The sequence below is a fragment of the Enterococcus sp. AMC1157 genome, from assembly GCF_058216555.1.
On sequence record NZ_CM177099.1, the window covers coordinates 1,621,004 to 1,640,577 of the forward strand.

The window sequence follows — 19,574 nt, forward strand, 5'->3', positions numbered from 1 at the left end:
TTTATTTTGTTTCCGTCAGCAAAATACGAAAATTTGTTCCCATGTTGATTTTTAAGAATTTTAATGAAAATGACTCTATCCCCTAGGTAAAACATCCCTTTCAAAGAAAAGAAGTATTTTTCAAGATTTATTTTAAAAAGTATGCTACACTTTACCTAATCAATACTTAGATAATACCTAAGTAATCACCTAGACAAGGAGCATTCTACATGACTGAAGAAAACGGCAAAACATTGACACAACTAGCAAACGAGCTAGGTGTATCAAGAGATAAAATTATCTATCGCTACAAAAAATTACCTAAGGATCACTATTTTAAAGAAAACAATACTATCTATATTAAAGAGGTCGGCGTACAACAAATCATCGAGGAGCTGGGAGATGATATTGGCGAATTAACGCCTAGTGAACAAAGCAGTGCTCCTTCCATTGATGCCTACTTAATCGAGCAATTAAATAAAAAAGATGAGCAGATCGAACAATTACAAAAATTAATTGATCAGCAACAACAATTAAATGCTGAAGACAAAAAATTGATCAAAGAATTACATCAATTCTTTGCTCTGGAAGCACCAAAAGAAAAAGAAGCACCTCTTCCTGAAGAAGATACAGAAGTTGTTGAAGAAACAGAAGACCACTCTTACGAAGAACAACTAGCTAAACTGGAAGAGCAGCTGGCAAAAGCAGAAAAATTAAATGCTGAAAAAGCATTGTTAGAGAAAGAATTAGCTGATTTAAAACAAAAAAAATGGTTTCAATTTTGGAAATAAACACACACTAACATTCATAATAAAAAAATCCAAACGATATAGAAGGAATTGCACTTACATCGCCTTCTATCGTTTGGATATTTTTTCGTTAATTTTTATTAGCGGGCGCCACCGCCACCACCTCCGCCGGCACCTCCACCTCCGCCACCAGAGGTAGATCCTCCAGCGCCTGATGAGCCGTAACCACTACTACCAAATCCTTGAGAGAAACTATTATTAAAGCCATGATAGCCATGAAATCCTCCGTAAAAATAAGGATATTCCTGTGACCATTCTTGCCAGACTTCAGGATAAAATGATTCTAACTGCTTAACGATCAATTCTGCACGTCCATATAAGGCTGCCCAGATAACTAAATCTTCCCAAGGCATATTTTGTTTATATGTCGCAGCCTCTTTCAGATTCATTTGTTTCAAATAATTTTCAAATTGTTTTAGACGAACTGCTAATTCTTGACCTTTCTCAGTTGGAGAAACAATCGGAATTTTAATTCCTAAAACTTTGGTCTCATTATTGATTACATAGCCTTTACGCTCCAGTGCTTTCATTGAATACTCTGGTAATTTTCGTTCTAATTCTTGAATTTCTTCACCGTGTTTTTCTGCCCATTTTTTCATCGCCTTGTCAGTAACAATCCCTTGCTCATCCGCCGCTTCTAAAACCGTACGCCAGACAGCTGACTCGAAACTTAACTCCCCTTCACTTGCTAGTACGTGTTCGATATAGCCATCCAAGAAGCTTTCTACAGCCTCCATTTCTGCTTCATAATTCAAAATACGAATCGTTGCTTCTGATTTACTAGATAAGAATTTTTTAACTTCTTCCGTTTCGATATGAATTCGGTCTTCTCGTGCCCATTTTAATAGATAGGCAAAGAAGTATTTATCAAAGGAACCTACATAAGAACGATGGAGTAGGTAAGCAATATCCGCAATATCATCTTCATAAGGAACTTGGTCATAAATAAGACCTTTGTTCTCTTTGTTTAGTTTCCGTTGGGATTTAAATTGAGGAATACCTTTTGTCTTTACCCGAATCAATCGAACAAAAGCAATATATAATACAGTGACCACACCAATAATTGAAAGGATTACTCGTAAAACAATATTAGCTGTATTTCCCGAGCTGCTTTGATTATAAGCTGATCCATCCATCGCTTTTTCTCTTTGTTTTTCCAAAGTTGTTCTTTCTGATTCCTCTGGAGAAAAAATTTCTTCAGAAAATTGGGCTAAAACTGTCGCATAACTGCTGCGATTCAAGACGCCTGTTGAACGCCAAATGATCTTTCCGTTTTCTAGTTGAATATCTCCCGGTAAGCCATAACCCCAAATTTTCGTATTCTCCATCGTAAAAGGTTCTGGACCTTCAATTTCCATCGTAAATTCTGATGGAGGGATATCACCAAAACTATTAAAATCCCATAACAAGCTTTGCCCATCTCTTAATTGTCGAACCAGATTGGATAAAGTATAGGTCAATTCATATTCATTTACCCCATATTCACCAATTCCCCACACTAACTCATGACCTTTTCTTTTATCAATCACTCCGTAGTGACCCGCTTTATCTTCTCTGCTATCATTACTATTCCATTCTTCTTGCAATTGAAAGCCAGTCACTTCAAAATCAAGTAACTCTGCTTTTTGTAAATTTTCTAAAACGATGTATAGTTCGGTTCCTTCTTGCATATCCATCTCACGTTGCTCCGTGATAATCCCCGTCCCATTTTCCAACAATTGAACATGAATATTCATACGAGGCATGCTATTACTTGCAGCATTCACCTCATGATTCATCACAAAGAAACTTAAGAAAAATAGGAAAAGAAAACCGCTTGCTCCTAACATTTTTTTCATTTTTTTGTCCTCCTTCGTTCTTTTTGTTGTATTCAAATGCCTGATTTCCCTCCTCTAATTTAGTGTGAAGCTGGCATTTTTTGTTTTATCAATCAAACTGATATTACCTTAATTGTACCATAGATAGAAAAACAGGAATATTTTGACAGATTTCTATATTAGTAATATTTACGAACTCGAATAAAATGAATAGTAAAAAATTTTATCTTTTTTTACTTAGCGAAGAGATTAGAAAGATAACTGTGAATAGTAACTACCTAGGAAATCACTAGGTAATTTTTCACTTTAAAAACTTGTTTTCTTTCACAAAAAAAGCTGTAGGTCTCCCTACAGCTTTAAGTGACTATTCTTATCCTTCGTACAACTCTCTTAATGGAGTCATGATAATGCGGTTTAAATCGTTAATAACTAAGCTAAATGCTTGTTCTGTTTGCATTAAATCAGCAATCAGTGGTTCTTGTTGAATGCTTTCTGATAAACTTTGTGCTTGTTCAGCATCTGCATCAGTCATTTCTTCCCCTGCTTGCATTTTTTGTTGCACCGCCATTTGGAACTCTTGAAATTCTTTAAATAATCCGTACGCTTTTTCATCTGCTTTTAGGTTAGTAAAAGAAGTGGCTAAAGCTTGAAATTGTTCCATTTCACGAATTTCACGTTCTAGTTGATTGGCTGTGTCATAAATGTTAGACATATTGGTTCCTCACTTTTCTTTGAATTATATTTATTGTAACATGTTCTATTTCTGTTGGCTAATGCTTAACGGAATCGATCTCTAAGTCCACGTAAAATATCCTTCGTTTTTTCCACGGCTTTGTCACCAAATTCTTGTAAACCATTTTTGGCTTTTTCCGCAAAGCGATCAATCTCTTCTTGCCAGTCAGTACCATTGTTATTGCTTTCTCCCTCGGTAGGTACTTCATCGACTGCCATTACTTTACCATCCGTCCAATAAGCATCTGCTACTTTAAAGGAGTTTCCTTGTGTATAAGGTAAAATTCGCTCGGCGGCGGCTTTAAAAGCCACTCCTACACTGACAGAGGAACTATCCAAATAGTGTTGCTCCGATGTTTGTTCAAATCCTAACCAAGTGGAAATTACGACATCAGGTGTATAACCAATTAACCATTGGTCATTAATTTTATTTGCATCAAAATCTGTTTCAGTTGTTCCTGTTTTTCCGGCAATTGTGTAGCCGTAAGGATTGGCAGAAATAGCAGTTCCGTTAGAGAAAGTACCAAGCAACATACTAGTCATTTCATCAGCCGTTTCTTGAGAAATAACTCGCTTGCCTTTCGGATTGGTTTTATCTACAATCACTGCTCCCGTAGCATCGACAATTCTCGTAATCAAGAATGGTTCGTATAGCGTACCTCCGTTAGCAAATACACCATAAGCGCCTGCCATCGTCATTGGCGAAGCACCACGTTCTAAACCACCTAACGCAACGCCCCAATATTTATCAGACTCCGTTAAATTTAGTCCAAAATCTTTGGCTTTATTATAGCCTTTGTCTAAGCCGATTTCATGCAATAACCAAATAGCCGGTAAGTTCAAACTACGAGCAACCGCTTGATACATTGGAACTTCCCCTTGATAAGTGCCATCATAATTTTTTGCTTCATAATAGTCTTGTGGCTCATCTTTCAAGAGACTGTCTGGCATATAGCCTGATTCAAGAGCTGGTGCATATACACTCAAAGGTTTGATCGTAGAACCCGGCGAACGAGTCATGTCTGTCGCAAAATTATAACCAGTAAATACGTAATCCTCACGACGACCTACTAATGCTCGAATACCACCAGTATTAGGATCAACTGCAATTGATGCCGACTCTACCACTGTACCGTCTGCAGCATTTGCTGGAAAATAACCTGCATTCGCATAAACTTCTTCTAAACCTACTTGATAATTTTGATCTAAATTCGTATAAATTTTATATCCGCGATTTAATACTTCATCCATTTTTAAGCCATACAAACGCTCTGCTTCTTTTAACACAGCATCAAAATAATGCGGATAGAAATAACCACTAGCTGCTGGATCATGTGTATCGTAAAGTAGAGAAGTCATATCAATCTGATTTTCTTGATCTGCAATTCCTTGATCTAATTTCTCATTATCAACCATTAATGCCAATACAGTTGCTCGACGATTTGTCGCTGCTTCTGGTTCATCAATAGGATTAAAGATAGTCGGTCCTTTTAACAAGCCCACCAATGTCGCTGCTTCACCTACAGATAAATCCGTCGCATCAACACCAAAGTATTTTCTAGAAGCATCTTGGATTCCCCAAACCCCATTACCGAAGTAAGAGGTATTTAAATACATTGATAAAATTTCATCTTTGGAGTATTTTTTTTCAATTTCAATCGCCAAAAATAGTTCTTTCGCTTTTCGTACAAAGGTTTGATCCAATGCTAGATAGGCATTTTTCGCCAACTGCTGAGTGATGGTACTTCCGCCACCCCCGATAGTACTGCGATTAATCACTAATCGAACACCCGCTCGGGCAATCCCTTTTAAATCAAATCCTGGATGGGTATAAAAACGACGGTCCTCGGTAGAAATCAACGCATCAATGACATAAGGAGAGATTTCTTCCAAGTCAACATAGGTTCCCTTACTTTGACCAGCTGCTCGACTAGCCTCTTCTCCGTTAATATCATATAGTACCGTTGTTTCTCGTAAACCGGCATCTAAATCCTCTACCTTGGTTGATTTTGCCAAGAAGTACAGATAGACACTAGTAACTAGAATCGCAACCAAACTAATTAATATAATGATTTTATTAACATGGTATTTTTTCCATATCCGTTTTCTCCATTGGTGGAACTGAATCAAATACGGTTTTACCCATTGCCAAAAAATAAGCCAATATTCTTTTACTTTATTAAAAAAATGCCGAAAGTCCACGGTATTCTCCCCGTTTCTGTAGTTTTCTTATGTATAACAGTGCTAGAACAAAGTCTAACACACTTTTTTTGATTTGAAATACAACTTAAGATGTAACTTTTCATAAAAAAAATCATAATCTGTTACAATCTTGCTTATTTTACCACCGAAATATCATGAATCCATTATTTTTTCCTTAAAAAAGAGTAAAGATGGTATAATTTTAGCGAAAGGAGTGCGTTATGGACTATTCAATAACTTTACCCAACAATCAAAAAACACTCACTCTAAGAGATTTACTTGAAAAAGAATGGCTCGTTCCTCGTAAGGTTCGTCATTTTCTTAGAATACGCAAAAACGTTTGGATAAATGGCGAACAGGCTATGTTTCATCAAGAGGTTCACGCAGGAGATGTGATTACTTTACGAGTGGAAGAAAGTGATTATAGCTATCAGCCGATTCACCTAGGTAATCCCGATGGAATACAACTACTCTACGAAGATGAACATTTACTTGTCGTTAATAAATCAGCTGGTATTAAAACTCATCCTAATCAACCAGACGAAACAGATACTTTACTAAACGATGTCGCAGCTTATTTGGCTGAGTCCAACGAGCGAGGATACGTGGTGCATCGCCTAGATAAAGAAACCAGTGGTGCGATTCTTTTTGCCAAAAACCCTCTAGTTTTACCGATTTTAGGACGTTTATTAGAACAAAAAGCAATTCGTAGACGGTATCAAGCAATCGTTTATGGGAATGTAAAACAAAATCAAACCATCAATAAAAAAATTGGACGAGACCGTCATGATCGTAGAAAACGAGTGATTGATGAAAGAAAAGGCAAACCAGCAGTTACACATATTAGTGTACACAAAAATAGTCAACGGACCAGCGAAATCTATTGCGAACTTGATACTGGTCGTACCCATCAAATCCGTGTACATCTAACGAGTATCGGTCACCCGATTGTCGGTGATCCTTTGTATCAAAACAAAGCAAGCGAACGTCTTATGCTTCACGCCTATGAAATGACATTTCCTCATCCTTTTACTCAAGAAACGATTACCGTCACCGCTTTACCGGGATTATGGTAAATACTCATCAAACAGAAAAACCTAAGAAAATCAGTGCTTAAACACCGATTTTCTTAGGTTTTTGAAATTTGTAAGTTGTTTCCACCTTAATAATCGTTTCTTTATACCAAAAGTAGATTAAACCGATGGCTGTCACTAATGCTAAGACAATTGTAAATCCTTTTCTTAGCGAACTTTGTGGTAATAAATAGAGAATGAAAAATAGTGGAAAAACAATCATCGAAAACTTGGTAGATGTTCTCATTTTTGTCACTTCCTAAAAAAGTATTTAACCCTCTGTTCACTATCTAAGTACTATTATATCTTAGCTTCGAGTTCTGTTCAAATTGAATAAGTAGGAAGATAAATCACCTAGGTAATTAGTTAGAACCATCTTTACTATCTAATTTGCTTATCACTTGCTTACTTAGTTCTATTGCTTCGAAGTAATCAACACTATTTACAGTATCTTGCAATGTAGTTAGAATAATAATATTTTCATACGTCATAACTAACGGCACCGCATAAACTTCTTTTTCAGCATACAACCAATCAGAACCTTGAAAGTCATTTCCGATATACTGATCATTAATCATTACAGCAACCGTAAATATTTTAGAACCATTAACATATGAAAAAGTTTTCTCTGTTGAATTTTCTTTTGCAAGATCAATTTTTCCTGTTGTAGTTAAAATCTCTCGCTTGTTAAATGATAATTCTTTATTCATCGCGCGTGCTGATGCGCCAAAATTACTTAACTCCGATGAAAATTCATAGTCCATCAAGTCCATCTCTTTAAAAATTGATGCCCATTGATCAAAGCTTTCTTGATTTACAATTTCTTGGTGCACTTCAGTATCTTTATCATTTTCTAAATTTTCTACCTTATCCTTATTTTCTGTAACTGATTTTTCTTTATTTGAACCAATGTTAAAGAATGTACCTACAACAAATCCAAACAAAACTAATGAAAATATGACTAAATATTTTTTTATCTTTTTCAATGCACTTTCCCCCTTTAATTTACTTTTATACTACTAATAGTTACTTAATAAAAAAAGAACCTATTCATTTACATAGATAAAAAGTTCAAAAAACTTGATGTAAACCAGCAGTTACCCCCATGTAAACAAAAAAATTCTTTTTATCTTTAGGAATCACTAGTATATTTAAAGATAAAGTCCGTATAATTGTGTAAAAGTAAAAAGGCCATATAACAGTCCTTTTACGGTACAATGTTTTTAACGACAAAAACATACCCAGGAGGACTTTTACATGACCCAAGTACATTTTACACTGAAAAGCGAAGAGATTCAAAGCATTATTGAATATTCTGTAAAGGATGACGTTTCTAAAAATATTTTAACAACGGTATTTAATCAACTAATGGAAAATCAACGAACAGAATATATTCAAGCAAAAGAATATGAACGAACAGAAAACCGACAAAGTCAACGAAATGGCTATTATGAGCGCAGCTTTACGACACGTATAGGCACGCTAGAATTAAAAGTACCCAGAACACGTGATGGCCATTTTTCACCCACAGTGTTTGAACGTTATCAACGAAACGAAAAAGCCCTCATTGCTTCAATGTTGGAAATGTATGTATCAGGCGTTTCAACTCGTAAAGTATCAAAAATTGTGGAAGAACTTTGTGGTAAATCCGTCTCTAAGTCCTTCGTTTCTAGCTTAACAGAACAGCTAGAACCAATGGTTAACGAGTGGCAGAATCGTTTATTATCAGAAAAAAATTATCCTTACTTAATGACCGATGTACTCTATATAAAAGTACGAGAAGAAAATCGAGTACTCTCAAAAAGCTGTCATATAGCGATTGGAATAACCAAAGATGGCGACCGTGAAATTATCGGCTTCATGATTCAAAGTGGCGAAAGCGAAGAGACCTGGACAACATTTTTTGAATACCTAAAAGAACGCGGTTTACAAGGTACGGAACTCGTTATTTCTGATGCGCACAAAGGATTAGTCTCTGCCATTAGAAAATCCTTCACCAACGTAAGTTGGCAAAGATGCCAAGTTCACTTCCTAAGAAATATCTTTACCACCATTCCTAAAAAAAATTCAAAATCTTTCAGAGAAGCTGTTAAAGGAATTTTTAAGTTCACAGATATTAACTTAGCGCGTGAGGCTAAAAATCGATTGATTCATGATTATATCGATCAACCAAAATATTCAAAAGCTTGCGCATCATTGGATGATGGATTCGAAGACGCCTTTCAATATACCGTACAAGGAAATTCCCACAATCGACTAAAGAGTACCAATCTAATTGAACGACTGAATCAAGAAGTACGCAGAAGAGAAAAGATTATTCGCATCTTCCCCAATCAAACATCAGCCAATCGCTTAATTGGAGCCGTTCTTATGGACCTGCATGATGAATGGATTTATTCTTCAAGAAAATACATCAATTTTGATAAGTAGAAATGGTAAAAACATTGTATAGCATTTTACACAGGAGTCTGGACTTGACTTATTTAAAGTAATTAAAATATAGAACATTATAATTACAGCAACCATATCTAATGGTAAACTAACAGTAAAATAAAACAATGAGGTGAATCTATATGTCACTTGCGTCACAGTTAAAAATACATCGAATTGAAAGCGGTCTATCACAAAATGACGTAGCTAGCAAACTAAATCTATCCCGACAGTCCATTTCTAAGTGGGAAAATGGTCATAGTGTTCCAGACATCGAACATTTGCTTATTTTAAGTGATCTGTATCAAGTTTCTATTGATGACTTATTACGTGAAAATGAAGCCTTATCTAATCAAATAGAGTTAAACAATGAAGAAATAAAAGATAAAAAGAAAGAAATTCGTTTTATCAGACAAAAAATAGAACAAAAAAATGACGAAGGTTTGATGTTGCTCGTTTTAGCAAGTATCTCTTCATTTATCTTTCCTCTAGGACTACTCACAAGTGGATTCTGTATATGGAGAAATAAAAAAACAAATTCTTTTTATAAATTAGTTTATCTTGTGTGCATTGTTGCTATCTTTTTTAATTTATTTGCAGCGTACGGTCATATTGCAAATTATTTAGATTGGGGAGAGGTCCAAATCGAAAAAATAAACTAACCTAAAAAAACCAATCCTCACAATCAGGATTGGTTTTTAATCTATATATAGTTACTCTCTATCCCAAACCAATCAATGACGTTGGATCAACATAATCACTCCACATGCCTCGGCTCAAACCAAAGTGTAGATGAACACCTGTTGATGAACCGGTTGTCCCCATGGTTCCAACTTGTTCGCCTACAGAAACAGTTTGTCCAACAGCGACTGAAATATCTGTTAAATGCATATAATACGAGTAATAACCATTGTCGTGTTGGATAATTACGCAATTTCCTTGAGAATAACCAAATTCTGCCTCTACTACCACGCCATCACGTGCCGCCAAAATCGGTGTCCCCATAGCACCCGTAAAATCAATACCATTATGCATAACTGTCCCATAACCAAAAGGATCTTGACGGTAACCAAAGGGACTACTGATTGGTAATGTCCCTGCAAAGGGTGGTTGAAAAACCATTTCAGCTAATTTCTTCTGCTTCGCTTTTAATTCTGATAGAAGCGTTTCTTCTGACTGATATTCTTTTTCTAATACTTTTGCATCGTCTATCAAATTTTCTTGGCGATTTTGAATTGTACGTATTTGCTCAGTAATCAATGTCAGCGTACTTTGTTCTGTCTGTAGCGCTTTTCTCGTGTCGATATATTCAGCTAACACTTCTCTAAAAGCTGCTCTACGAAAGAAATTCACTTTAAAATCTGCAACTTCCGCATCCAAACGAATGTCTTCAATTTCGGTTGGAGAAAGATACGCTTCTAACTTTTCTGTTAAAGTGTCCAAAGTTTCTACTAAGGCTTGAATACGCTCTTCATTTACTTCAATAGTATCTGTTTTTTCTAGTAATTGATTTTCTGTATGCTCAATTTCATTGGCAATTGTCTCTTGTTTGGTTTCAATAGTGACGATATTTTGTTCAATAGCCACAACTTCCTCATCAAGCTCTGTAGCTTTGACAGTTGTCGGCAAAAGAAAAGCTGCGATGACCGCAGCGAATAAGATTGATTTGTTTTTCAATACGAACGCTCCTCTGTTTTTATAGCTTACCCACTTTAGCACTTATTTTGGATAAGTAAATAACAGAGAATTAACAATTTTGTTTCAGGTCAATCTCTTTGTTACAATGAGAGCGTTTTTCTCGTAACATCATAACAAGTATTACGAAAAAAAGTCAGAAATCAAGTCTTTCGATACTCCAATAATTGAAGTTCTTCAGCTGTCAATACTCGATATTCTCCTAAAGATAATGATTCATCTAAGCTTAAATTACCCATACGAATCCGTTTTAAATAGATAACTTCTTTGCCGACAAACTGGACCATTCGTTTTACTTGATGAAATTTTCCCTCGTGCAAAATCAAACGAATGACTGATGTTTCATTTACTTCATCCACTGAATCAATCATTAGTTTTGCCGGTAAACACATTTCTCCGTCCAAGGGAATTCCCTCGGTAAACTGTTGAATGTCTGCTTCGGTCATCATCCCTGCTACCTCGGCATAATATTCTTTTTCCACGTGACGTTTAGGCGAAAGCAATCGGTGAGCTAATGCTCCATCATTGGTAATCACTAATAAGCCTTCTGTATCTTTATCCAAACGCCCAACAGGAAATAGATCCTCTCGATAGGCTTCATCGTCAAATAAATCCAAAACTGTTTCATCATAATCATCAATCGTTGCTGAAATGACGCCAGCAGGTTTGTTCAGTAGGTAATAAAAATCTTTTTGATAGGTAATTAGTTCCCCGTCAAAAAGCACTTCGTCTATCATTTCTTTCACTTGAAATTTATCTGACTTAACTACTTCTCCATTCACTGAAACTAAGCCTTTTTTGATAAAGGTTTTAACTTCTTTTCGTGAACCTAAATCCATGTCAGCTAAATATTTATCTAAACGCATCTTCTTTGCTCCTCATATAAAAAAAGATTGCGACTTAAGTCTATTTAACAACAAAATATCCAAACTTTAGAAAGTTGCTTTTCAGAGCAGTCTCATCTATTTTTATTCAGATATTCTATCTTATTTTGACTTAAGCCACAGTCCTCTTAATTATTTAATTCTTAATCTTGCTCTTAATTGTTGCATTCTAGAACCTAACAATTTATCCGCTAAGCGAATTTTTAATCCCATATAAACATAAACAATGACACCAACTAAGCCAACAATTCCACTTAAAACAAAGGCTTGGAATTTGCTGTCTTGATTTAAAAACAGACCAAAGATTCCTTTTGTGATAGCTGCAGCTAAGACCATAACCACGGACATTAATAGGATTAAGACCGTTCTTCTAACAGTTAAGCCTAAATTAAAATTCGTTTTTTTGCGAATTTTTCTGATATTTAAGTAACAAGTAACCCCAAGTCCAATTGTTGTTGAAAGAATTGGGCCATATGATTCTAGTAAATGAATACTCAACGATTGTGTTAACAACTTAACGACTAATCCAATCGCAAAAAAGATGACTGCGGATTTATTTTCATAAATTCCTTGTAACATCACAGAAGTAACCATAAATAAACCTTGAACTAAACCTGATAGACAAACCGCGATTAATAAGTTTGCTCCTAAACGATTTGGATCATAAAAAACAGTATTTAAAGGGTAAGCTAACAGCATCATACCAAAAGTAGCTGGTAACATAATGAACGTATACAATTGGAGATTATTACTAACTAATTTAGCTAGTTCTCTACGATCGCCTTTTGCGTAAGTTTCAGTAATTAACGGTAAGCCCACAATCGCTACCGATGTTGCCAAACCAATCACGACCATTGACAATTTATCTGGATTTCCGTTAAACAAAGCTATCAATCGTAATAACTGTGTGTTTGAATACTCGGTAAAGCTACTCATCACTCGGACAAAAGTAAATTGATCGACTAATTTATAAATCGTAATCCCTGCACCTAAAATAATGAACGGAATCGCTTCTTTGATAATTGATATAAACAGTCTCATTGTGTCGATTTCAACTGTTTCTGTACTCATTTCTGCAAGAACATCCATTTTTACTTTTTCTTTTCGGAAATAATAAAGTAAAATACCCAGACCTGCAATGGCTCCAACAAACGCACCAAAGGTCGAATGTGTGACTGCAGTTACATAATTTCCACTACCCATTCTCATGATAATAAACGTTGAAAGTAAAATATAAGCCACTCGTACAATCTGTTCTATTAATTGAGAAATAGCATACGGAGCTATGTTATGTATCCCTTGGAAATATCCTCTGATTACACTCATTACAGGGATAACAAGTAAGGCAATACTCAATGATTTCATTGATGGAATCAAATCGTCTCCACCGCCTGCTCCGTGCGCTAGAGCGGGAGCTAATAAATACATAAGTAAAGCGCTAATGACACCTAAGCCAATCATAAACTGAACTGTCCGATTAAAAAGAACCTGACTAGTTCGATATTCTTTTCTAGAGTTATGAAAAGCAACTTGTTTGGCAATCGCTGCTGGAATTCCGGCTGTTGAAATCATGATAAATAGTGCATAAACAGTATATCCCATGTTAAACAGAGTATTACCAACTTCTCTATTTTCTCCTAGCCAATGATACCAAGGTAAAATATATACAATTCCCAACAAACGAGAACCAATATTACCAATCGTCATCCAAGCGGAACCTTGAGCCATCTTATCCTCATTGGTTAATTCGGGTGATGCTTGTGTTGTAGTATTTGTCATTGAATTCTTCTCTACTTTCTTTTATACATATCTACCATTTTAATGCGAAAAGGCGATTGTCGCAATCAATTTTTTGATTAGTTACGTTGATTTAACAAATGTAACAGACAAAAGCCCAGATTTTTCGATCCTATGCTATAATTATTTAGAAATTTAAGACAAGGAGTAGGGAAAGCGAATGTATAATTTAACACTCAATCAACTTTACAAACTTTTGAATAAACATCAGCTTCTAGCCAGTCAACCACAGCGGGAAACCTCAAATCAAGAGTTGGAGGCTACCACATTTACTTATCTTTCTTATGATTCAAGAAATATTAAAGGACAGACTTTATTCTTTTGTAAGGGAGTAAATTTTAAAGAAGAATTGCTCACTTCGGCTGTCAAAGAAGGAGTCACTGTCTATCTGTCTGAAGTAGCTTACTCTGTAAATGCTAAAGCTATTCTAGTCACTGACATTCGAGAGGCTATGGCTGTTGTCGCACAAGCTTTTTATCAAAATCCCCAAGACAAATTGTATAAAATTGGGATTACTGGTACGAAAGGAAAAACAACTGCTGCTTATTTTATCAAAAAAATATTAGATACAGCTTATGAAAATAAGGTGGCTTTATTTTCTTCAGAAGAAACCACTCTTGATGGAACGACCTTTGAAGCATCTAAATTAACCACTCCGGAAGCGTTAGATTTATATCGACAAATGGCATTAGCTGTTTCCAATGGTGTGACTCATTTAGTCATGGAGGTTTCTTCTCAAGCCTATAAAACAAAACGTGTGCACCAACTGACTTTTGAAATTGGCATTTTCTTAAATATCAGCCCTGACCATATCAGTCCTATTGAACATGCAACGTTTGAAGAATATTTAGAATGCAAACGACAACTGCTCCTAAATAGTAAACAAATGATTATTAACCATGAGACGGATCACTTTGATATTTTGAAAGATACATGCGAAACAGAAAACATTTCTTATGTAACTTTTGGGAGAAATGCAGGAGATTATTTGATTCAGGAAACAAATGAACCAAGAGAATTTGAGCTCACTACTGAAGAGGATACCTCTCATTTGAATGGGTCCTATCAAATCAGTCAATTCGGTCGTTTTAATCATGACAATGCAACTGCCGCTATTTTGACGGCAGGCTTTGCTAAAGTATCAAAAGAAATCATTCAAAAAAGTTTACCCCACGCATATATTCCAGGGAGAATGAACTTACTAGAAAAAAATAATGGCGCATTTATCTTTGTTGACTATGCCCACAATTACCTAAGTATTAAAGCCATGGGTGATTTGGCCAGAGAATTACGCCCTGAAGGAAAAGTCATTATCGTGACTGGAAGCGCCGGAGACAAAGCTTTGTCCCGTCGTCCAGATATTGGCAAAGCTTTGTCTGAAACTGCAGACATCGCCATTCTAACCAGTGATGATCCAGGATTCGAAGATGCGGCGGATATTGCTAAAGAAATTGCTGCTCATATTACGAATTCCAAGCTACAGGTACAAACAGAATTAGATCGATCAAAAGCAGTAACAATGGCCTTCCAGATGGCTGACGCAAAAGATACTGTCATTCTTGCTGGAAAAGGAACCGAACAAATGATGAAAGTACGTGGCAAAGAAGCTTCTTATGAAGGAGATTTTCATATTACACAGCGCTTAATCCAAGAATCTTAATTTTTTTATTTCAATAATGTTACAAATTTTACTTTATGAAAACATTCATTTTCTTTCATTTATTTTTCTGTATAATGAGTTGAATAATGAAATAAAGGGGATCTATTTCATGAGTAGAACACAAAAGAAACTGCTGTTTTTTTCAGGAGTCGGCTTAATCGCAATCACTAGTCTTTTCCTATTTTGGAAATTACTGATAGCTCTTGGAGTTGTCGGTATATCCACAACACCTTATACTCGTTCCGCAGCTCCACATGGCTTTATCTGGGTACTTTTCATACCAGCCGTGGCGACGAGCACACTTTTCTTAGGAATCGCACGAACAAAAAAGTAAGGAAGTCTTTAGGCTTTCTTTTTTTGTGCAGTTTATTTTTCATTCTCGGTCTTTTGTACTATAGTTAAATTAGATACAAAAGAAAGGGTGATAGCTTTATGAGTAAAAAAATGGGCGTTGCAACTGTAATTAACGAAGGTGGTCGTGAAGGTGTTAGTAAATCACTAAATGGCGATTTCGAAGTTAAAACAACTGGAACGAAAAAATCTGGATATACAAATCCGGAAGAACTTTTTGCAGCAGGATTTTCCGCTTGCTTCAACGGAGCTTTAATTTTTCCTTTAGAACGTGACGGACACGGTGATTTACCAAGATCGATTCGTGCAGAAGTTACCTTGCTAGGAGATTTACCAGATTTTAATACTTTACATTTGGCTGTACATTTAGTTGGTAAAATCGAAGGACTTTCTAAAGAAGAAACTCTTAAATATATGCAAGAAACAGAGGATATCTGTCCTTATTCTAAAGCAGTTAAAGGAAATGTTGAATTAACTTTTGAGGCAGAAGAATAACCATAACGTCTAAAAAATAAAGAACAGTCAAATACCCGAGCAAAGAGGAGCTTACTCGCAAAATGAGCGAACCTTCTTTGTTCGGGTCTTTTTTATTTTATAAAAATTGCTGCCAAATCACTTGCGATATCAGCTATATTTTTTAAAGTTTGTTGCGTATCCAGCGCTTCTTCTAAAGAAATCGGCCCTTTTTGGATACTAAATGCTCCGATTAACAAATCCTCCATCTCACCTAGGGAATCCCCTCGACTTCCACACAAAGCGATTACTGGAATATTGTATTTTTTTGCCAAAGAAGCCACACCAAAAGGAACTTTACCTTGATTCGTTTGTTCATCCAACATCCCCTCACCAGTAAAAATTAAATCCGCATCTTTTATTGAATGTTCTAAACCAATCATTTCTTGAATTGCTTGAAATCCTGGAATAATTCTTCCACCCATGCTAATAATAGCACCGCCTAAACCACCAGCAGCCCCTGTACCAGAAATATTCCCTAGGGAATGTCCTGTTTGTTCTTGAATAATTTGAGCAACTTTAGCTGCTTGTTGATCCATTTTGAGAATCGTTTCTTTCGAAGCGCCTTTTTGTTTAGCAAACACTTCTGCAAAACCTTTTTCACCAAAGTATGTATTGGTTACATCTGCCAAAGCGACTATCTCTATTTGTTGTAACTCTTCCAATAAAGAATCAAAGTTCAACTTTTCGACAGACAACAATGGATTCGCTTTTGTTTTAGGATTTAATTGTACTCCCAATGCAGATAACATGCCTAATCCTCCATCAGAAGTGGCACTTCCACCTAAACTAACATAAACTTGTTGGACTTTTTTACCTAGGACATCTTTAATCACCATTCCCAGACCATACGAACTTGCTTGCTGAATCGTTGAATCAGAAGGAGTCACTAAATGCAAACCAATAAAACGGGCAGACTCAATGATAGCTACTTTTTTCTCTTCTATTTCAGTAATTAAATACGAATCCTTCAATGGGTTTCCCAGAGGATCACAGCTCTCTACTTGAATCCAGTCACCAGCTAATGCTGATTGAATAGCCGTTAAAGTTCCCTCACCACCATCTGCAATCGGAAGGTTTACTTTCTCGGAAAATTCTTTCGGTAGCTTAGATAAGACCGCTCTATTTAATTCTTTTGACGTAGCACAACCTTTAAAAGAGTCAATCACAGCAACTGCTTTCATTCTTATCTCTCCCTTCTGTCTTCTCTCCTTATTATAACATGGCGAAGAATTTCCTAACCTATTTACCTTTACCTAGGTAATTACAGAGATACTGAATTTCATCTGGAAACTTCCCTCAATAGGACCTAGGACCAATGACAACTGGTCTTTCACAAGATACAATAAGGATAAATAACTTGTTAGGAGGCGTTAAAATGAAAAAATTCGGACTCTTTATTGCCTTATTATTTACCAGTTTTATTTTAGGAACAAAAATTGTGGCTGCAGATTCTTCTGTATTAGACCAAGCGACCGTTTTGTCAGAACAAACCATTCAACAATTAAATCAAATAAATACAGAAAAATTTGGAACTCTTTATGGACAACCTGAATATGCCGTTGTTACTTTGTCCAATCTGAATGGAGATTCTATTGAAGAAGTGACTCAGGCGCTTTTTGATCAGTATGGCTTTGGAAATCCTGAATACAATAATGGATTAGTATTTGTTTTTGCCATTGAAGATCGAGAATTTCGTTTAGGATATGGAGATGGTTTAGCATTTGTCTTTGAAAATCTGACAGAAGATGACTTGGTAGATAATCAAGCCAAGGATATGTTGCGAGACGAAAACTATGACGGTGCTATTTTAAGAGCCTCAGAAACAGTCTATAACTATCTTTTAGAAGCCGATAAACAAACAGGATTGGCAACTATTTATCAAGAGGGCGCTTATTTACTTCAAGTACAACGAGATGCGATCAGACAGCAAAATCGCCAAATCTTCTTTAGTTTTGTAGGTGGTTTTCTAGCTATCGTGACCGGTTTACTAAGCTTGTTTGGAGTCAATCGTTTTAAGATCAAAAGACGTTGGTTAAACAATCACGAGCTCCCTCGATGGATTATAAATGATCCACTCTTTGATCAACAAGAATTTATTACTTGGGGTTATAAAAACCGAAAACAATTTGACGCTTATAAAACACAAGATGATGTCAATGCTGGTGCCCATGCTTATTTATTAGAAAGTTTCTTACCAAAGAAAATCAAGCAGTCACCCCTCTCTTCTGAAAGTCGACAACTCTTATTCAAAGGCTTGAAAAACGAAGAGATAGAACTCTATTTTGCAGACAAAGCTCTGATTGATTCCAACTATATGAAACAAATGGAAACCGAGCTAACTTTTGCACAGGATGAGTTAGGTAATTTCTACCCATCCTTGCAGTCGGCATTAAACCAAAATATCAAACACTATGATTTATCTGCTGATATTTTAAATGAAAATAAACATTTGATTCCTGATTATAAACAAAAAATCAAAGAACTAGCAGCTCAACAGCTAAAAGAAAAAATTAAGCAAGGTGAATATCTAGCAGCTATTCTTTTACATGGAGAAACCTACGGAACATTGCAAGAGAAAAAAACAAAAGAAGTTTCTGACGCAATTGAACAAGTAAAAGATAACGCTTTGTTTGAAGTTGACTTGGAAAAACTTTACCAAGTACATCCTGATTTGAAAGAACGAATGGATCAATTTGAAAACGATGATTACCAAGAAGTGCTTGGAAACGTTCATCGTCAATACCACTCTTCTTCAACAGATACCGCATTACTCTATTTAATGATGACAAATCAAGTCACTCAACAAGAGGAGAGTATCGCTGCTGCAACGACTAATAGCTCTGGAGATTTTGGTGGCTTCAGTGGTGGTGGAAGTAGTGGCGGAGGTGTTTCAGGTAGCTGGTAAGCAAAAAACTATCTAGGGAGTACCTAGGTAGTTTTTGTTTTTGGTGGAAAATGAGCTTGTCCGTGATTTGGACAAGGGATTTCTTTATATTTGCTATCTATTTTTATGCTATTTTGTATACTTTAAATAGGGTTTATTTTATTATGTGAGGGGAAACAATTGTCGACTATCGGAGAACAAATTAAAGAATTACGCAACAAACATCACTTAACTCAAAGTGAGTTAGGCGAAAAGCTACATATTTCTCATTCGACTATCGCAAATTGGGAAAGTAATCAAAATTATCCCGACATTCAAACGAAAAAAATAACTGTACTTTATGTATTAGCTACTATGCTACTTTCAGTCATATTACTTTTCTTATTACCAAGAATTATTAACAAAGACATAACCGATGATAGCATGATTGCATCTGCAAAAATCGAAAATAATATTCTCATAGTAGAGACAGATTTACCCTTCTACCGTTCGTATAGTGGATATATGATGGGAAGTTCCACAACAAATAATGCCGTAGAACTAGTAATCAGTACGACATTAGATTTATCAAAAGATGAAAACAAAATAATCGAAATTCCTTTAGAACATGAATGGCTAAAAGAAATAACTACAATTGAACTTACGAGTTCCACATTTGGCTATAGAAAAATTTATTCTACAGTAGAAAGAGACACAGTTGACTCTAATAATCCCTAACCCGATAAATACAAACTCAAATAAAAAC

General features: G+C 35.7%; 18 protein-coding genes. 9 read left to right on the plus strand and 9 right to left on the minus strand.

Annotated elements, in window-relative coordinates; genetic code table 11:
* The first annotated feature begins 209 nt into the window (after nucleotides 1-209).
* Entirely contained in the window at nucleotides 210-770 is a 561-nt protein-coding gene (locus AC4BBX_RS07790) for a hypothetical protein (RefSeq protein WP_490453321.1), read from the plus strand.
* Nucleotides 771-868: 98 nt separating this feature from the next.
* Here the strand turns inward: AC4BBX_RS07790 and AC4BBX_RS07795 are convergent, their stop codons facing one another.
* The 3 genes from AC4BBX_RS07795 to AC4BBX_RS07805 form a co-directional block, all read right to left on the minus strand.
* Nucleotides 869-2,626, minus strand: coding sequence for a DUF2207 domain-containing protein (locus AC4BBX_RS07795; protein ID WP_490453322.1), 1,758 nt, complete (start codon nucleotides 2,624-2,626; stop codon nucleotides 869-871).
* Nucleotides 2,627-2,975: 349 nt separating this feature from the next.
* Nucleotides 2,976-3,317, minus strand: a complete 342-nt coding sequence (locus AC4BBX_RS07800; RefSeq protein WP_490453323.1) for a YlbF/YmcA family competence regulator — start codon at nucleotides 3,315-3,317, stop codon at nucleotides 2,976-2,978.
* A gap of 65 nt (nucleotides 3,318-3,382) precedes the next feature.
* Nucleotides 3,383-5,539 carry a transglycosylase domain-containing protein gene (locus AC4BBX_RS07805; protein WP_490453324.1) on the minus strand — a complete coding sequence of 719 codons (2,157 nt, stop codon included), beginning with the start codon at nucleotides 5,537-5,539 and terminating at the stop codon, nucleotides 3,383-3,385.
* Nucleotides 5,540-5,760: 221 nt separating this feature from the next.
* Here AC4BBX_RS07805 and AC4BBX_RS07810 point away from each other — a divergent pair, with 221 nt between their 5' ends.
* Entirely contained in the window at nucleotides 5,761-6,615 is an 855-nt protein-coding gene (locus tag AC4BBX_RS07810; RefSeq protein WP_490453325.1) for an RluA family pseudouridine synthase, read from the plus strand.
* 37 nt (nucleotides 6,616-6,652) lie between these two features.
* Here the strand turns inward: AC4BBX_RS07810 and AC4BBX_RS07815 are convergent, their stop codons facing one another.
* Both AC4BBX_RS07815 and AC4BBX_RS07820 read right to left on the minus strand, forming a co-directional pair.
* Nucleotides 6,653-6,859, minus strand: coding sequence for a hypothetical protein (locus tag AC4BBX_RS07815; protein ID WP_490453326.1), 207 nt, complete (start codon nucleotides 6,857-6,859; stop codon nucleotides 6,653-6,655).
* A gap of 115 nt (nucleotides 6,860-6,974) precedes the next feature.
* Complete coding sequence (locus tag AC4BBX_RS07820) at nucleotides 6,975-7,598, minus strand: hypothetical protein (RefSeq protein WP_490453327.1); 624 nt, start codon at nucleotides 7,596-7,598, stop codon at nucleotides 6,975-6,977.
* A gap of 271 nt (nucleotides 7,599-7,869) precedes the next feature.
* On the opposite strand from AC4BBX_RS07820, the gene AC4BBX_RS07825 reads away from it, so the two are divergent.
* Both AC4BBX_RS07825 and AC4BBX_RS07830 read left to right on the plus strand, forming a co-directional pair.
* On the plus strand, nucleotides 7,870-9,042 hold the full coding sequence (locus AC4BBX_RS07825) for an IS256-like element IS256 family transposase (protein ID WP_049055330.1): 1,173 nt from the start codon (nucleotides 7,870-7,872) through the stop codon (nucleotides 9,040-9,042).
* Between the two features lie 143 nt (nucleotides 9,043-9,185).
* Nucleotides 9,186-9,704 (plus strand): helix-turn-helix domain-containing protein, encoded by a 519-nt coding sequence (locus AC4BBX_RS07830; protein ID WP_490453328.1) that lies wholly within the window; start codon nucleotides 9,186-9,188, stop codon nucleotides 9,702-9,704.
* Between the two features lie 58 nt (nucleotides 9,705-9,762).
* Here AC4BBX_RS07830 and AC4BBX_RS07835 read toward each other — a convergent pair whose 3' ends face one another.
* From AC4BBX_RS07835 to AC4BBX_RS07845, 3 genes are all read right to left on the minus strand, one after another.
* Nucleotides 9,763-10,719 carry a peptidoglycan DD-metalloendopeptidase family protein gene (locus tag AC4BBX_RS07835; RefSeq protein WP_490453329.1) on the minus strand — a complete coding sequence of 319 codons (957 nt, stop codon included), beginning with the start codon at nucleotides 10,717-10,719 and terminating at the stop codon, nucleotides 9,763-9,765.
* Between the two features lie 161 nt (nucleotides 10,720-10,880).
* Nucleotides 10,881-11,603, minus strand: coding sequence for a pseudouridine synthase (locus AC4BBX_RS07840; protein WP_490453330.1), 723 nt, complete (start codon nucleotides 11,601-11,603; stop codon nucleotides 10,881-10,883).
* 150 nt (nucleotides 11,604-11,753) lie between these two features.
* Nucleotides 11,754-13,400 carry a putative polysaccharide biosynthesis protein gene (locus AC4BBX_RS07845; RefSeq protein WP_490453331.1) on the minus strand — a complete coding sequence of 549 codons (1,647 nt, stop codon included), beginning with the start codon at nucleotides 13,398-13,400 and terminating at the stop codon, nucleotides 11,754-11,756.
* Between the two features lie 178 nt (nucleotides 13,401-13,578).
* Between AC4BBX_RS07845 and murE the strand changes: the two genes are divergently transcribed.
* From murE to AC4BBX_RS07860, 3 genes are all read left to right on the plus strand, one after another.
* Nucleotides 13,579-15,078, plus strand: coding sequence for a UDP-N-acetylmuramyl-tripeptide synthetase (murE, locus tag AC4BBX_RS07850; RefSeq protein ID WP_490453332.1), 1,500 nt, complete (start codon nucleotides 13,579-13,581; stop codon nucleotides 15,076-15,078).
* A gap of 109 nt (nucleotides 15,079-15,187) precedes the next feature.
* Nucleotides 15,188-15,412 (plus strand): hypothetical protein, encoded by a 225-nt coding sequence (locus tag AC4BBX_RS07855; RefSeq protein ID WP_490453333.1) that lies wholly within the window; start codon nucleotides 15,188-15,190, stop codon nucleotides 15,410-15,412.
* A gap of 98 nt (nucleotides 15,413-15,510) precedes the next feature.
* Nucleotides 15,511-15,924, plus strand: coding sequence for an Ohr family peroxiredoxin (locus AC4BBX_RS07860; RefSeq protein ID WP_490453334.1), 414 nt, complete (start codon nucleotides 15,511-15,513; stop codon nucleotides 15,922-15,924).
* Between the two features lie 92 nt (nucleotides 15,925-16,016).
* Here AC4BBX_RS07860 and AC4BBX_RS07865 read toward each other — a convergent pair whose 3' ends face one another.
* Nucleotides 16,017-17,126, minus strand: coding sequence for a glycerate kinase family protein (locus AC4BBX_RS07865; protein ID WP_490453335.1), 1,110 nt, complete (start codon nucleotides 17,124-17,126; stop codon nucleotides 16,017-16,019).
* A gap of 194 nt (nucleotides 17,127-17,320) precedes the next feature.
* Here AC4BBX_RS07865 and AC4BBX_RS07870 point away from each other — a divergent pair, with 194 nt between their 5' ends.
* Nucleotides 17,321-18,850: a TPM domain-containing protein gene (locus AC4BBX_RS07870; protein ID WP_490453336.1), complete on the plus strand. Its 1,530-nt coding sequence runs from the start codon at nucleotides 17,321-17,323 to the stop codon at nucleotides 18,848-18,850.
* Nucleotides 18,851-19,009: 159 nt separating this feature from the next.
* Nucleotides 19,010-19,546 (plus strand): helix-turn-helix domain-containing protein, encoded by a 537-nt coding sequence (locus AC4BBX_RS07875; protein ID WP_490453337.1) that lies wholly within the window; start codon nucleotides 19,010-19,012, stop codon nucleotides 19,544-19,546.
* Nucleotides 19,547-19,574: the final 28 nt, after the last annotated feature.

Coding starts and splice junctions, on each gene's coding strand:
- AC4BBX_RS07790 (WP_490453321.1), top strand. CDS start 210: ATGACTGAAGAAAACGGCAAAACATTGACACAACTAGCAAACGAGCTA.
- AC4BBX_RS07795 (WP_490453322.1), bottom strand. CDS start 2,626: ATGAAAAAAATGTTAGGAGCAAGCGGTTTTCTTTTCCTATTTTTCTTA.
- AC4BBX_RS07800 (WP_490453323.1), bottom strand. CDS start 3,317: ATGTCTAACATTTATGACACAGCCAATCAACTAGAACGTGAAATTCGT.
- AC4BBX_RS07810 (WP_490453325.1), top strand. CDS start 5,761: ATGGACTATTCAATAACTTTACCCAACAATCAAAAAACACTCACTCTA.
- AC4BBX_RS07815 (WP_490453326.1), bottom strand. CDS start 6,859: ATGAGAACATCTACCAAGTTTTCGATGATTGTTTTTCCACTATTTTTC.
- AC4BBX_RS07825 (WP_049055330.1), top strand. CDS start 7,870: ATGACCCAAGTACATTTTACACTGAAAAGCGAAGAGATTCAAAGCATT.
- AC4BBX_RS07830 (WP_490453328.1), top strand. CDS start 9,186: ATGTCACTTGCGTCACAGTTAAAAATACATCGAATTGAAAGCGGTCTA.
- AC4BBX_RS07840 (WP_490453330.1), bottom strand. CDS start 11,603: ATGCGTTTAGATAAATATTTAGCTGACATGGATTTAGGTTCACGAAAA.
- AC4BBX_RS07845 (WP_490453331.1), bottom strand. CDS start 13,400: ATGACAAATACTACAACACAAGCATCACCCGAATTAACCAATGAGGAT.
- murE (WP_490453332.1), top strand. CDS start 13,579: ATGTATAATTTAACACTCAATCAACTTTACAAACTTTTGAATAAACAT.
- AC4BBX_RS07855 (WP_490453333.1), top strand. CDS start 15,188: ATGAGTAGAACACAAAAGAAACTGCTGTTTTTTTCAGGAGTCGGCTTA.
- AC4BBX_RS07860 (WP_490453334.1), top strand. CDS start 15,511: ATGAGTAAAAAAATGGGCGTTGCAACTGTAATTAACGAAGGTGGTCGT.
- AC4BBX_RS07865 (WP_490453335.1), bottom strand. CDS start 17,126: ATGAAAGCAGTTGCTGTGATTGACTCTTTTAAAGGTTGTGCTACGTCA.
- AC4BBX_RS07870 (WP_490453336.1), top strand. CDS start 17,321: ATGAAAAAATTCGGACTCTTTATTGCCTTATTATTTACCAGTTTTATT.